The sequence below is a fragment of the Streptoalloteichus tenebrarius genome, assembly GCF_024171885.1.
Classification (GTDB): domain Bacteria; phylum Actinomycetota; class Actinomycetes; order Mycobacteriales; family Pseudonocardiaceae; genus Streptoalloteichus; species Streptoalloteichus tenebrarius.
In genome coordinates this window covers 168,169-182,121 of record NZ_JAMTCP010000001.1, presented here as the reverse complement: position 1 = coordinate 182,121, position 13,953 = coordinate 168,169, and the positions used below count along the sequence as shown (strand labels likewise).

Annotated in this window: 12 protein-coding genes; 5 read left to right on the top strand and 7 right to left on the bottom strand. The window is 71.5% G+C overall.

What is annotated here, in order from left to right:
- Nucleotides 1-93: 93 nt before the first annotated feature.
- Nucleotides 94-1,086, top strand: coding sequence for an alpha/beta hydrolase (locus LX15_RS00675; protein WP_253667454.1), 993 nt, complete (start codon nt 94-96; stop codon nt 1,084-1,086).
- Nucleotides 1,087-1,207: 121 nt separating this feature from the next.
- Here LX15_RS00675 and LX15_RS00670 read toward each other — a convergent pair whose 3' ends face one another.
- The gene (locus LX15_RS00670) at nt 1,208-1,687 is read right to left on the bottom strand and encodes a GNAT family N-acetyltransferase (RefSeq protein ID WP_253667453.1); all 480 of its coding nucleotides are present in this window, start codon (nt 1,685-1,687) and stop codon (nt 1,208-1,210) included.
- Between the two features lie 248 nt (nt 1,688-1,935).
- The gene (locus LX15_RS00665; RefSeq protein WP_253667452.1) at nt 1,936-3,588 is read right to left on the bottom strand and encodes an alpha/beta fold hydrolase; all 1,653 of its coding nucleotides are present in this window, start codon (nt 3,586-3,588) and stop codon (nt 1,936-1,938) included.
- Between the two features lie 921 nt (nt 3,589-4,509).
- On the opposite strand from LX15_RS00665, the gene LX15_RS00660 reads away from it, so the two are divergent.
- Together LX15_RS00660 and LX15_RS00655 are read left to right on the top strand one after the other, a co-directional pair.
- Nucleotides 4,510-6,177, top strand: coding sequence for a TlrC/CarA/OleB/SrmB family ABC-F type ribosomal protection protein (locus tag LX15_RS00660; protein ID WP_253667451.1), 1,668 nt, complete (start codon nt 4,510-4,512; stop codon nt 6,175-6,177).
- A gap of 321 nt (nt 6,178-6,498) precedes the next feature.
- Nucleotides 6,499-6,957 (top strand): VOC family protein, encoded by a 459-nt coding sequence (locus LX15_RS00655; protein ID WP_253667450.1) that lies wholly within the window; start codon nt 6,499-6,501, stop codon nt 6,955-6,957.
- A 25-nt stretch (nt 6,958-6,982) separates the two neighbouring features.
- Here LX15_RS00655 and LX15_RS00650 read toward each other — a convergent pair whose 3' ends face one another.
- The 3 genes from LX15_RS00650 to LX15_RS00640 all read right to left on the bottom strand — a co-directional run bounded on the left by LX15_RS00650 (nt 6,983) and on the right by LX15_RS00640 (nt 9,286).
- Complete coding sequence (locus tag LX15_RS00650) at nt 6,983-7,828, bottom strand: carbohydrate kinase family protein (protein WP_253667449.1); 846 nt, start codon at nt 7,826-7,828, stop codon at nt 6,983-6,985.
- A 76-nt stretch (nt 7,829-7,904) separates the two neighbouring features.
- Nucleotides 7,905-8,573, bottom strand: coding sequence for an SdrD B-like domain-containing protein (locus tag LX15_RS00645; RefSeq protein ID WP_253667448.1), 669 nt, complete (start codon nt 8,571-8,573; stop codon nt 7,905-7,907).
- A 197-nt stretch (nt 8,574-8,770) separates the two neighbouring features.
- Nucleotides 8,771-9,286 (bottom strand): hypothetical protein, encoded by a 516-nt coding sequence (locus LX15_RS00640; protein WP_253667447.1) that lies wholly within the window; start codon nt 9,284-9,286, stop codon nt 8,771-8,773.
- Between the two features lie 408 nt (nt 9,287-9,694).
- Between LX15_RS00640 and LX15_RS00635 the strand changes: the two genes are divergently transcribed.
- Nucleotides 9,695-11,119 carry an amino acid permease gene (locus LX15_RS00635; RefSeq protein WP_253667446.1) on the top strand — a complete coding sequence of 475 codons (1,425 nt, stop codon included), beginning with the start codon at nt 9,695-9,697 and terminating at the stop codon, nt 11,117-11,119.
- Nucleotides 11,120-11,160: 41 nt separating this feature from the next.
- On the opposite strand, the gene LX15_RS00630 is transcribed toward LX15_RS00635, so the two are convergent.
- Entirely contained in the window at nt 11,161-11,433 is a 273-nt protein-coding gene (locus LX15_RS00630) for a hypothetical protein (protein WP_253667445.1), read from the bottom strand.
- 248 nt (nt 11,434-11,681) lie between these two features.
- Here LX15_RS00630 and LX15_RS00625 point away from each other — a divergent pair, with 248 nt between their 5' ends.
- A complete protein-coding gene (locus LX15_RS00625; protein ID WP_253667444.1) occupies nt 11,682-12,239 on the top strand; it encodes a hypothetical protein in 558 nt (185 codons plus the stop codon).
- Nucleotides 12,240-12,477: 238 nt separating this feature from the next.
- Here the strand turns inward: LX15_RS00625 and LX15_RS00620 are convergent, their stop codons facing one another.
- On the bottom strand, nt 12,478-13,515 hold the full coding sequence (locus LX15_RS00620) for a phosphotransferase enzyme family protein (protein WP_253667443.1): 1,038 nt from the start codon (nt 13,513-13,515) through the stop codon (nt 12,478-12,480).
- Nucleotides 13,516-13,953 lie beyond the last annotated feature (438 nt).

Genomic DNA, 13,953 nt, shown 5'->3' with positions numbered 1-13,953 from the left:
GTGTGACCACACGTTCAGTGGGGACCGGTGCTTTCTCGTGTTCAGCGTGTTCTCGTGTCCAGTGTGTCCTATATGGATGGCTGAGGAGGGACGATGGTCGCCCGGCGCCGCCTTTCCCGTTGTCTCGTCCTGACACTCCTGACGATCCTCGCGGCCACGTCGGTGTCCCCCGGTTCCGCGCGCGGGGAGACGACCTCCGCGCCGGAGGCCGACGACGGGGCCCGGGTGGTGCGGGAGACCAGGGTCTCGGACCGCGTTCTCGATCTGGAGATCAGCTCCCCCGCCCTCGGGCGCATCGCGATGGTGCGACTGCTGGTCCCGGCGGGCTGGCACGAACGCGCGCGGCGTGACTGGCCCGTCCTCTGGCTGCTGCACGGCTGCTGCGAGCCCGCCGACTACCGGTCGTGGACCCAGTTCACCGACGTCGAGGAGTTCACGGCGAACCTGCCGGTCCTGGTCGTGATGCCCAGCGGAGGGCGGGCCGGGATGTACAGCGCGTGGTGGAACTTCGGGTTGGGCGGCGCACCCGACTGGGAGCGCTTCCACGTCACGGAGGTGCGGCAGATCCTCGAACGCGGCTACGGGGCCGGCGCGCGCCGCGCGGTCGCGGGGCTGTCGGTGGGCGGCTTCGGCGCGATGCACTACGCCTTCCGCCACCCCGACCTGTTCGGGGCCGCCGCCTCCTACAGCGGGCTGCTGAACACGCTGGGCGCCCACGTTCCCGAACTCATCAAGGGCATCCTCGTGCGCGAGGGCTTCCCGCTCTGGCTCGCCCTGTGGGGCAGTGAACACCTCAACCGCGCACTCTGGGTCTCCCACAACCCCTACGACAACATCGAGCGGCTGCGCGGGAAACCGCTGTACGTGTCCTCGGGAAACGGCCTGCCCGGTCCGTTCGACCCGCCGTACCGACTGGACGCGCTGGAGTCGGCCGCGTCGGTCTCGTCGCAGGAGTTCACGAGGAAACTCCGGCACGCCGGCATCGAGGTCACCACGGACTTCGGCGCCGGAACCCACAGTTGGCCCTACTGGCAGCAGGCCCTGCGCCGGTCCTGGCCGGTCCTCGCGAAGGGGCTCGGCCTGTGACCGACCGTCTGAGATCAGCAACGCGGGAGAGACGGGCGCGCCGTCCCGACGAGAGATGGTCCTTCGGGGTTCGGTTGTGGTTGGCATGCCTCAGCCCGGCCGCAACCTCGGTCCCCCCTGATCAATCGTGGTGGGAACCCAGTCGCACCTCGGCTTGGAGCAGTTTCGGGGACACTGAGAACCCGTGCCGCTCGTACACCGACACGGCGCGCTCCGACGAATGCACGGTGACCCGCTCCAGCCCGAGTTCGGTGGCCAGGCGCAGGACCGCGTCGACCAGCAGGCCGCCGAGGCCACCGTCACGGGCCTCCGGCGCCACGTACACGCTCTGCACGTCCCCGGACGCCCGGGAGAACGCCAGCGGTGTCGGCACACGCGCGGTGATCGCGAGGAACGCCATCCCGATCACCTGACCCTCCCGCACCAGGACCAGACACCGGTGCGTGGCCGCGTTCTCCCGCGCCCACGCGGCGAACCTCCGCACGAACTCGTCGCGGCCGGCGGCGGGCAACCCGTCCCGCTCGGCCACCCAGCGCCAGCGCAACCCGGCGACGGCGTCGAACTCCGCGGCGCGGGCCGGGCGGATCTCCGTCTCGGTCACGCGTTCATCCTGGCCCTTCTGGCCCCGTGCTCACGGCCGAGCCGGCGGACGACCCGCACCAGTGCCGGCATTCCCGACGAAACCGTGGGTGCCGCGATCGTCCTCGCCATCGCCCTCGCCATCGTCCTCGCCGGTGTCCTCGCCGGCGCGCAGGAACCGGATTCGGCCCGGAATACGGAAGGGCGGCTCCCGGCCACCAGGTCGGGAGCCGCCCTTCCCTGTTCTCTCGCTGTGAGCGTCGGCCGTGGTCAGGCGCGCGCGGCGGGGATGCCCGCGGGCCGGTAGGGCCGAGGCGCCGTCGCGGGCAGCGGGTCACCGGTCACCCGCTCCATCGCGGTCACCTGGCGAACACTGTCCGGTGTCGGGATCGGAGCACCGGGGCAGGAGTCCTCGGCCACGGCGCCGTCACGGAAGTACCTCACCGCCTCGCTGGCGCACGGCAGGTGCATGAGCGAGCCGTGCACGTCGTCCTCGACGGTCAACAACGCGCCACCGATCTTCTTGCGCATCCCCAGCGCCCAGGGCAGCGGGGTGACGGTCTCGTAGGTGTGGCCGACGAGCTGGAGGGAGGCGTTGTTCTGCTTCAGGTTCCACGGCTGGGTCGGCAACGGCCAGCCCACGCAGGTGCCGGAGTGGCGGGAGAGCCCGCCGGCGGCGGGGTAGCGCCGCTTCCGCTCCTGCTTGTTCCGCCAGACCGTCTCGAAGTCGCGGCTGCTCACCGACTCGTTGCAGATCACGGCGTGGCCCTGGAAGTCGTTGCCGTACTCGAACCGCTCGTCGAAGCCGAAACGGGGGTCGGCCCCGGCCTTCGCCGCCGCCACGGCCGCCTTCGCCTCGACCCGCCTGGCCTCCCCGGGCACGTCGCCGTCCCGGATCGTGGCCAGGTCCCTGGCCCAGTCGGCCCACAGCGACCGCGGCCCGAGCATGAGCTGGGTGACCGTGTCCCCGTCGATGGTGATCTGGGACTGCCCCGAGCCGATCACGCGCGGTGAGCTGGCGAGCTGGTCCCGCAGCGTGAACAGGGCGTCGCGGACCCGGGACGCGGTGTTCCCGAAGTGGTAGACGTCGTCATAGCGCGCGACCCAGGCCGTGAAGTCGTGGAAGAGGTTCTCCCCCGCTGCCTCGGTGTCGTCGTCGATCGCCTCCAGGTCGAACCTCGGCGGCATGACCGAGTCAAGCACCATCCGGTCCACCTTGTCCGCGAACAGGCTCCGGTAGGTGGCGCCCAGGGCGGTGCCCCAGGAGATGCCGTAGTAGCTGATCTTCTGCTCGCCGAGGGCGACCCGGATGGCGTCCATGTCGCGGGCGATCGACGGCGTGGTGAGCTGCCTGGTGAAGTCGATGTCGGTCTCGGCGCAACGCTTGTAGTACCGCGCTTGCTGGTCGGACCGGAACTTCTCGGTCTGCTTCGGGGTGAGGCCGGGCGGCGGCTTCTCGTTGTCCTCGGGGAGCGTGGGACAGCGCAGCTTGTCGCTGTAGCCCACGCCGCGCGGGTCGAACCCGATGATGTCGTACTCGGCGGCCAGCGGGGCCAGCTCGCTGCGGGACACGACCAGCGGCAGGAAGATGCCGCTGCCACCGGGGCCGCCGGGGTTGGTCAGGATGACGCCCCTGCGCTTCGCGGGGTCGGTGGCCTTCAGCCGGCTCACCCCGATACTGATCTTGCGACCGTCCGGCCTGGCGTGGTCGAGCGGGACGCGCAGGGTGGCGCACTCGGTTGTCGTGTCGCCGTGGGTGAGTTCGTCCCAGCCGTTGGCGATCTTGGCGCAGGGCTCCCAGGTGAGCGTTTCCCTCGGAGCCGGCTCAGCGGCGGCGGTGGGCGCCAGCAGCACCGCGCCCGCCGCCGGAACAGCCGTCGCCAGGAGCATCGCCACCAGGCGCACAGCGGGTTTCCTCGACATCGACACCTCCCGTTTCGCGATGTCGTGCCCAGCGTGCGCTCAGTTGATCTCCACTCACATCAGCCCGTGGTCCCATCGCGGACCCGAAGATCGGCGGGTTGTCCCCGGCCAGTTGGCGTGATACTCGGCCGCCACGAACAAACGCGGCCCACCGGCCCCCACCCCAGTGGACAGCCCCCACCCGCCCTGGGGGGCGAGCCCCGCTCCAGCCTACCGGCGAACGCCCCTCGCCCGAAGCTCACATCAGACGGCTGTGGACAACTCCGGCACCTGTGGACAAACCCATCCCCCAACACGGCGACAGGCTTGACAACCACCCGGAACACGAACCAACAAGACATCCCGTCTTCGCCGCCGGATGCCCCGCCCTCGACACCGCGGACCTCGCGCGGAACAGGAGCCGACACCCCACTGGGCCGGGAACACCACCACCCGAGACAGCCCCCACCCGCCCTGGGGGGCGAGCCCCGCTCCAGCCTATCGGCCCACCACCCCCGCCCCAAGCCCATGACGTGAGCCTGTGGAGGAATTCGGGGGATGTGGACAACTCCCGCGCTCGCCCCGACGAAGGGTGAGCAGGAGCCGACGGGCGCCAACACATCAACCATCCACTATGGACACACACCAAGGCGGGACACGAAGCGGGACGGAACACACGAGGCGGGGCGCACGACGGGAAGACCTCACCCGACGTGGCGTCCCCCACAAGGGTTGCCAGAAGATCTTCGGCGTGCGTAGTCTCTGACGCATGGGAACTCTGTGATCGCCGGGCGCGGTACGGCGTCGAGCACCGCTCCGCTGTTGACGCGCTCATCCGTGCGCTGATCCTTTCTCGCCGCCTCTCACTCGCGGTCTGTCTCGCGCACGGTCACGCCCTCGATCCGTTCCGATCGGCCCGGCCGAGAACAGGGGGATTCCCTTATGCGAATCGCGCAACTCACCCTTCATGACATCACCAAGCGTTACGACGAGCGTGTCGTGCTCGACCGGGTCTCGTTCACCGTCAAGCCCGGCGAGAAGGTCGGCGTCATCGGGGACAACGGCTCCGGCAAGTCCACCCTGCTCCGGCTCCTCGCGGGCCGGGAGCGCCCGGACAACGGCGACCTGGTCGTCGTCGCCCCCGGCGGCGTCGGCTACCTGGCCCAGACGCTGGAGCTCCCCTCGACGGCGACGGTGCGGGACGCCGTCGACCTCGCCCTCGCCGACCTCCGCGACCTGGAGGCCCGGATCCACCGGGCCGAGGTCGAGATGGAGACCGTGCCCGAGTCCGAGCTGGGGGCGGCGCTCCGCCGCTACGCCAGGCTCGTCGAGGACTACGAGGCGCGGGGCGGCTACGAGGCCGACTCCCGGGTCGACAGCGCGCTCCACGGCCTGGGACTGCCCGGTCTGGCCAGGGACAGGGTGTTGGGCAGCCTGTCCGGCGGCGAACGGTCCCGGCTGGCGCTGGCCGCCACGCTGGCCTCCTCGCCCGAGCTGCTGCTGTTGGACGAGCCGACCAACGACCTCGACGACAGCGCGGTGGCCTGGCTGGAGGCGCACCTGCGCGCCCACCGGGGCACCGTCGTCGCGGTCACCCACGACCGCGTGTTCCTGGAACGGTTGACCACGACGATCCTGGAGGTGGAGTCCGGTCAGGTCTCCCGCTACGGCAACGGTTACGACGGATACCTCACGGCCAAGGCCGCCGAACGGCGGCGGAGGCTCCAGGAGTACGAGGACTGGCGCGCCGAGCTGACCCGACAGCGGCGCCTGGTCGCCGCCAACGTCGTGCGGTTGGAGGCGATCCCCCGGAAGCTGCCGTTCGCCGTCTTCGGCCACGGCGCCTTCCGGACCAGGGGACGCGGCCACGGCGCGATGGGGCGCATCCGCAACGCCAAGGAGCGGGTCGAGCGGCTGACCGAGAACCCGGTCGCACCGCCGCGCGATCCGTTGGTCTTCACCGCGCGCATCGCCACCACCGGCGCCGCCGCGGAGGAGATCGCCGCGGTCGCCGACCTGCGCGACGTGCGGGTCGGGACGCGTCTCCACGTCCCGTCACTGCGCGTCCTGCCCGGGGAGCGGCTGCTGGTGACCGGCCCAAACGGCGCCGGCAAGAGCACCCTCATGCGGGTGCTCGCCGGCGAGATCCGGCCGGACACCGGAACGGTGCTGGTGCCGGGACGGGTCGGGCACCTGCGCCAGGAGGAGAGCCCGTTGCCCCCTGGGTTGACGGTGCCGCAGGCGTTCGGGTGGGGACGGGTCGGGGACGTCGACGAGCACACGGAGACGTTGCTCTCGCTCGGGTTGTTCGACCCGGCCGACCTCCGGTTGCGGGTGGGGGAACTGTCCTACGGGCAACGGCGGCGGATCGAGCTGGCACGGCTGGTCACCGAACCCGTGGACCTGCTGTTGCTGGACGAGCCCACCAACCACCTCTCCCCGGCGCTGGTCGAGGAGTTGGAGCAGGCGCTGGCGGGCTACGAGGGCGCGCTGGTGGTCGTGACCCACGACCGCCGGATGCGTTCCCGGTTCACCGGTTCCCGGCTGGTGCTGCGAGACGGCGAGGTCGCCGAGTACCAGCCGGCCCGGGAGACCGCCGACTGCTCGTGACTCTGGTGGTGCGGGTCAGCCGTTCTCGCGGCTGGCCCGCACCGCTGCGGCTGACCCGCACCGCTGCGATTGACCGGCACCGCTGCGATTGACCGGCACCACTGCGATTGACCGGCACCGCTGCGACTGGCTCCGCCCCACCGGGGCTGGGGCCCTTGCGGCGCAGGATCGGTCCCCTTCGGTCCCTCGCCGTCCACATTGGCGTTCCTGAAGAAAACGCTTGTGCGCCAAGGAATCCCGGCCGCCGTCCAGCGGAAGGCGCCACCCGGGTCCGCCTCTGGAACCACTCGCGAGGTGATCATTGCTGGTACAACTGTGGCGATGAGCGACTTCTACCACCTGGGCTTCGTCGTCCAGGACATCCATCGCGCGACCGACGACCTCACCCGCGCACTGGGCGTGGAGTGGAGCCCGATCCGCGAGGGCCGCCTCGGCGAGTGGGCCTACAGCATCGTCTTCTCCGTGCAGGGGCCGCCGTTCTTCGAGATCATCCAGGGACCTGAGGGAAGTCCGTGGGATGCGACCGCGGGCTCCCGGTTCGACCACATCGGCTACTGGTCGCGCGACATCCACAGGGACAAGGGATTGCTCCAGGAGCGAGGCGCGCCCGTCGAGTTCGACTCCTGCCCCTACGGGCGGTCGTTCAGCTACCACCGCCTCGACAGCCTCGGGATCCGTGTCGAGCTGGTGGACACGGCCGTGCGGAAGTCCTTTGTGGACACCTGGTGCCCTGATGGTCCTGTCATGCCCTCACTCGATCTCGACCACCGGCGGACGTGACGGACGGTGTGGGGGCCGCGCCGTCTCATCGGGGCGCGAGATCGGGCGAACCGAGGCACAGCGCCGCCTGCGCCGCGCCCGCCGCCAGTGCCGTCGGCGTGTCCGCCCCTCCGAGGTGGGCGACCAGGAAACCGGAGAAGAACGCGTCGCCCGCGCCGTTGGTGTCCACGATCCGGTCGACGGGCGCGGCCGGGACGTGGTGGAGTTCGCCGTCGGAGGCCGCCACCGCGCCCGCCGCGCCGCGCGTCGCCACGGCCACGCGCGCGCCCTGGGCGACCCGTGCGGTGAGGAAGGCGAGGAGATCCGGCTCGGACATGCCGTCGTCGTTGAGGAAGAGGTAGTCGGCGGCGTCGACGAAGTCGCGGTGGAAGTCCGCGTGGCCGTCGTAGTCGTGCACGTCGCACCACACCGGGACGCCGGCCTCTCGCGCGGCGGCCAGGAGCGGGCGGGAGTGCTCGGCGAGGTCGATCACCGCGGCGTCGGCCTCGGCGAGGGCCGCCATGGCGCGCTCGTCGGGCCGCGCCCGTCCGGAATCGGGGAGGTCGAGGTAGATGGAGACGCGACCGCCGTCGGGGGTCATCAGGTTGAGGTGCTGCTCGCTCGCCCCGGGCACGACCTCGGCGAGGAGTTCCACGCCGGCGGCCGTCAGGGCCTCGGTGATCGCGCGTCCCGGCTCGTCGTCGCCGACGACGGTACGCAGGGTCACCTCAGCGCCGAGGTGGGCGAGGTTGAGCGCCTTGCCGGCCGACGTGCCGCCGAGGGCGGTGCGGTGGGCACGGGCGAAGACCGTGTGCGGTCGGGGTTCCGGGAGCTGGTCCACCATCACCAGGCGGTTCCACGACACCGGGCCCGCCACGAACACCTTCGGCATGGCGTTCATTCTGCTCGCCGCCCAGGTCTGGTCTTCGAACAAAGCCGTCGATCTTGCGCGGGGTGGCGCACCCGTGTCACCCCGGGTCACACCCGTGGCGCGCCACCGTTCTGACCGGGGGTCGTGCCGCCGGTGTTCGTCGACGGATGAGGAGTGGTCGTGGGCGTCCCCGACGCGTTCGTCGGCGGTGCGCTCGTCGTGGCGTTCTTCGGCACGACCTTGAGCATCGGGTGCTCGGTGTCGTAGGGGTCCAGTGGACGCACGCCCGGACTCCAGACGCCTGGTCAGGGGACGGCGTCCACTTCTCGTCGTCGACGAGGGCCAGCGTGTGGCACAGCGTGGGGTGGCCGTTGAGCTTCGGCCACGTGTCGAACTCGCCGTTGCCGTTGGTCTTCGCCGTGGCGAGGTCGGCGCCGCCCTTCTCCGCGTCGAACCACCGGACGGTCACCCCGGAAACCCCCTCTCCGGGGTCGGCCTTGCCGTTTCCGTTGGCGTCGTGGAAGACCGTGCCCCTGAGCAGACCGCTCCGGGGAACCCGGACGAAGTCATATCCCCGGTTGTCCTTCGGATTCGCGTCGTCCTGCTCGGCGACGAACGTGACGGGGAAGAAGAACGCGGGGATCTCGGAATCCAGCTCGGAGACCGGCACCCGGAACTCCACGGAGCGCTCCTGGCCGGGCTCCAGCGCGATCCCCGCCCCGTCCGGCCGCAGGTCCCGCCACCGCGCGGCGGGGATCTCCCGCACCACCTCGTCCGACCCGACCGTTTCCGCTCCCGTCGGGCCGATGCGCGTTCGTTACCGCCGCCGAGAAACGACCCCATTTCGTCGGGCGTGAAGAATCTCTTTTTCACGCGGAGTTCGGCGCCCGCGGGCGGACAATCAGTGGTGGAACCGCCGTGAAAACCGTTTCGTCCCTGTTGCGCGCCTTGTTTTGTTCCGGCTCAGATCCGGTCTCCCGGAGCGAGGCCGCGCGGAGGGACGTAGCCGTCGTGGTCCTTGGGGTCCCCGGCGTGCAGTCCGGGGAACATCTGGTTGGGCACCAGCACGACCTCGGCGGTTCGGGAGAGGTCGATTCCCTCGGACGGGCCGATCCAGCCGTCCTCCAGCCACCGCGGGGTGACGATGTCCCCGCTGTCGGCGTGGCCGATGTCGGAGCAGAGGAGGACGACCCGCTGGGCGTCCACGGCGCAGATCTGGAGCTCGATGCGTTCGGGGGCGAAGCCGGCGAACTGGTAGGTGAAGTGGACGGCGTTGCCCCGGTCGGGGACCTGCGGGTGGGTCCTGACCTGCCAACCGGTGACCTCGGCGGTGGTCGGGTAGGTCCTGTCGCCCCGGATCACGGTGACCTTCTTCGCCGCCGGCCCCAGCGGAGGAGGAGCGGGCTCACCGCAGGCCGCGAGGGCTCCGATCATCGTGAGGGCGGTGACGACGCCCACCGGCCGCGACCACGAACCCATGAGTACCCCCTCGTCAGGCAGACCAGCCCATGCGGTGACCTCACCCCGGTGAGACCCACGCGCACACGGTGATCATCCATGGCTCCTGGCGACGTCGGGGCGCGCGGCGCTCGACAACCAGCGACGACCTAGGGCGACCTGTGGCGACCTGTGGCGACCACCACCCCGCCTCTCGGAGGTGTTGTGACAAGAGCCGCAGGAGACGCCTCCGGTGTGCAGGTTCGCTAAACAGGCGCTGTAGCCTGACTCAACGAAGCGATGCGCCACCTGGTCGTATCGACACCACCGAATGCCGTAGGCCCCGTCCTGTGGACGGGGCTGCTTCGTGCTGCGCCCGGAAGGACGCGCACGAGAGCCGCCGGACCCGACCCCGTCCGGCCGGCGGCACCCCACACGAAGGAGACTGGTTTGCCACGCGCAGCGGAGCCGCTGGCCGCCCAGGAAGCGTCGGCGCCCGCCGCCGGCCCGGAGCTGGCCGACGGCGGCCTGAAGCCCCGTCACGTCCGCATGGTCGGGCTCGGCGGAGCGCTGGGCATCGGCCTGTTCCTCGCCTCGGGCAAGCTCATCCAGTCGACCGGTCCCGGTCTGCTGCTCGCGTACGCCGTGTGCGGCGTCCTCGCCTACCTGGTCCTGCGCGCGCTGGGCGAGCTGGTCGTGTACCGGCCGGTGTCCGGCTCGTTCACCAGCTACGCCAGGGAGTTCCTCGGGCCGTGGGCCGAGTTCGTCACGGGGTGGACGTACTGGTTCACGTGGGTCGTCGTGGGGATGGCCGAGGTCACCGCCGTGGGCATGTACGTGCAGGTGTGGCTGCCCTCGGTGCCGCAGTGGTGCACCGCGCTGCTCGCCCTGGTCGCGGTCGGCACGGCGAACCTGGTCGCGGTGCGGCTGTTCGGGGAGATCGAGTTCTGGGCGGCCATCGTCAAGGTGCTCACGATCGTCGCGATCATCCTCACCGCGGTGGCGGTCGCCGTGTTCGGCTTCGGCGCCGAGCACTCGTCGGGCGTGGCCAACCTCTGGGCGGAGGGCGGCGTGCTCCCGCACGGCCCGCTCGCGGTGGTCCTCGCGCTCCCCCTCGCCTACGCCTCGTTCCAGGGCGTGGAGCTGGTCGGGCTGACCGCCGGGGAGACGGCGCGCCCGCAGGAGGTGCTGCCCTCGGTGTTCCGCAGCGTGCTGTGGCGGATCGCGTTGTTCAACATCGGCGCGCTCGCCGCGCTGATGGTGCTGATCCCCTGGCACCGGGTGTCGGCGTCGTCGAGCCCGTTCGTCCAGGCGTTCGACCAGCTCGGCGTGCCGGCCGCCGCCGACATCGTCAACTTCGTGGTCCTGACCGCCGCGCTGTCGGTGTGCAACAGCGGCGTCTTCGGCACCGGCCGCCTGCTCATGACGTTGGGGCGGGACGGGCACGCGCCGAGGTGGCTGGGCGCGACGAACCGGCGCGGGGTGCCGGCCAGGGCGCTGGGGGTGTCGCTGGCGGTCATGTTGGTGTCGGTGGTGGTGAACTACCTGGTGCCGAGGGAGGCGTTCCTCTACCTGTACTCGGTCTCGGTGTTCGGCGGGCTGCTGACGTGGGCGGTCATCGTCGCCACCCACCTGCGGTACCGGGCGGCGGTCGCCGAGGGCCGGGCGCGCGCGGTGTCCTTCCGCATGCCGGGGCCGCCCTGGCTGGGGCGGGCGCTGCTCGGCGCGCTGGCCGTGATCACCGTGCTCTTCGCCGCCCACGACGAGACGCGCGTGGCGCTGCTCGTGGGTCCGGTGTGGCTGCTCCTGCTCTCCGGCGCCTACCTGCTGGTGCGGCGGCGTCAGCGCGCGACCGAGGCAGCCGCGAGCGAGTAGGAGGGCGGTAGGAGGGCGATCGGGCGGGTCCTCGACCCGCGTCAGCCTCCGTACTCGCCGGGGTCGAACGGCCGGTCGGCCGGGAGCGACGGCTGCTCGGTCTCGACCGTGCCCACCATGTCGTCCGGCAGTACGCGGGGCGGTAGCTCACCGAACCGCACGAAGCGCCAGAAGGCCGCCTCCTCGTCGGTCAGCCGGTCCACCGGCTCCGGCGCGTCGTCGATCCGCTCCACCTGTCGGCCCTCCCCCTCGACGCCCTGCCCGGCGGGCTCGTGTCGAACACCGGTGTGCCCAGCATTCCTGATCCTGGTCACGCCGAACAGCCCTTGGTCGAAATCGCCCCGACCCTCGTGCGCGCCGAGGCCGGGACATGTCCTCGCTCGGCATGGACGCGAGGCAGGAGGCGACCGGGACCGGGCTCTGGTGGCCGGAGCCGGGTTCCATCCACTGTGGACCTGGCCGCCGTCAACCCCCGAAGTCTGGGGATTCGCCGATCTCCTTCGCCACGGCAGGGTTCAGGTCAGGAGGAGAACCCGTCAGCGAGCGCACAGGAGGGGTGGGGATGAACTCCTACCGACGGTTGACCGTGCTGGGCATCGGAGTGTTGGTGGCGGGCAGCGCCGTGGTCGCCACGTCGGCGTCGGCGGCGCCGGCTACCGGGTCGGCGGTGTCGGGCCGGCAGACGACCCAGGCCGTGAACGGCCCGGTGCGGGAGTCCGACCTGACCACCGGCCAGGACGTGGTGCGGCAGACGACGTCGGCGGTGAAGCTCCAGTCCACCGGCGGGGTCCAGACGACCGTGCTCTCCACGTCGTTACCCGCCGGCTCGTGGGTGTTGTCCAGCAACGCCAGCCTCGTCAGTTGGGGGCCGAGCGACTACACCCGCTGCACGTTGTTCGTGAACGAGACCGTCGTGGGCGGAGCGGCCACCATGGTGGGCGCCCCGTCGCCCAACGGTGAGCAGACCGGCGTGTACGTGGCCACGGTGAGCGCCCACGGCGCGTTCACGAGCGGTGCGACGACCACGGTGAGCCTGCGTTGCTCGCACGACCACACCAGGGCGGCCTCGGAAACCGCCTACGTGGACCCGTCGGCGACGTTGTGGGCGCACAGGAGCTGATCCCTGTGCGCCCACGCGCAAGGTGAGGTCCCTGCGGCACGACGAGTGCGCGCGTGGGCGCACACCTTGGCGCGCGGGTGCACACCTTGGCGCGCGGGTGCACACCCTGGCGCGTGGGCGCACACCCTGGCGCGCGGGGCGGAAGCGTTGCCGGGGACCAGTACGGGGAGGTGCTGGGGGTCACGGGGCCGTCGGGGCGACACAGGCGCGGTGTCGCTCCGGCGGCCCCGTGCCGTCGTCAGCGCGCTTCGTCGGCCCCCGGTGGCCTGAGCCCGAGATCACGCAGCGACGCGAACGCCCGACGCGCGAGCCCGGTGGGTGACAGCACCCCGCGGAAGATCGACAAAGCCTCGGCGCGTTCCTGGTCCTGGTGCCGGTCGGGCTCGACGACCTGAGCCGCCGGCACGACGAGATCCTCCAGCGCCCTGACGCACCGGTGGTACGCGAGCCGCACGGGGTCGACGTCCACCGGCCCGTACCCGGCGAGGAACCACGACTGTTCGCGCTCCCCCACCGGAGCGAAGTCGAGGACCCCGCCGAGGACGAACAGCAGGTCGCGTTCCCGTGGGGCCAGGACCGCGTCGTCCCAGTCGATCAGCCACACCCGCTCGTCGTCCCCCACCAGCAGGTTCCCGAGGTGCGGGTCCCCGTGGCAGACGACGACCTCGGGAGGGTTCCGGACGGCGGCGTCGCGGCTGAGGACCCGAGTCGCGCCCACGAGTGCCGAGACGAGTTCGGTGGCCGCCCGCCACTCCTCCACGAGGGCGCGGACCAGAGGGTCGGGCGAGGTCGTGGCGGCTGGCTCGCGCAGACGTCCGTCCAGCGCGTGCACGTCCGCCACCCATCGCTCGTGGGCGTCCACCTCTCTCGGCAGGAACTCGGACACGGCGCTCGTCACGTGCGTGGCGTGCACACGGGCCATCAGCTCGCCGTAGGCGGTCCACTGGCGTGCGGACAGCCCGCGGTCCAACGCGCCGACGTCCGACACCCACGGCACGAGGGACAACCGGCGTCCCTCCCGTTCGCTCCAGAGCGCTCCGTGCCGGGCCCGCATCGGCGCGACGATCCCCGGCACGGCGTTCTCGGCGAGCCAGGCGGGCAGGGCGAGTCCGGCTGGTGAGCCGCCACCGCTCCATTTGACCGCGTACGACGCGCCGTCCGCGGTCTCCCCGCGCCACACCTCGGCCGCCACGTCCGCGCCGTCGTCCACCCTGGCCATCGCGACCAGGTCGACGTCGAAGTCCTCGCGCACCCACGCGCGCAGTCGGTCCCGCACCCGAAGCCCCTCCCCGCGATCCCCTGAGTCGATCCCTGCGCTCGATCCCTGAGCACACGTGGCTGACATTTCTGGCCGTCTTCACCTGTCCGTGGGCGGAGTTATCCACATCCCCCGAGGTTGTCCACAGGCGAGCATGATCCAGATGGGCGGGCCGTGCCGGACCGATAGGCTGGTCGCGGGGCTCGCCCCCCGGGACGGGTGGGGGCTGTCCTCGGGGAAGGGTGAAGATCCGGCGGTGGGGCCGGCCCGAGGGGGCGGGAGCGGGCCCAGTGGCGAGAGCGAGCACCCTCCTCGCGGAGGGACGGCGCTCGCCACGAACCGGACGGCGCTGCGGCTGGAGACAGGCACCCTCCTCGCGGAGAGGCAGCGCGTCGCCGTCGCCCGTCCCTCGCGCCACACGCCTCGCGCCGCACGCCTCGCGCCGCACGCCTCGCG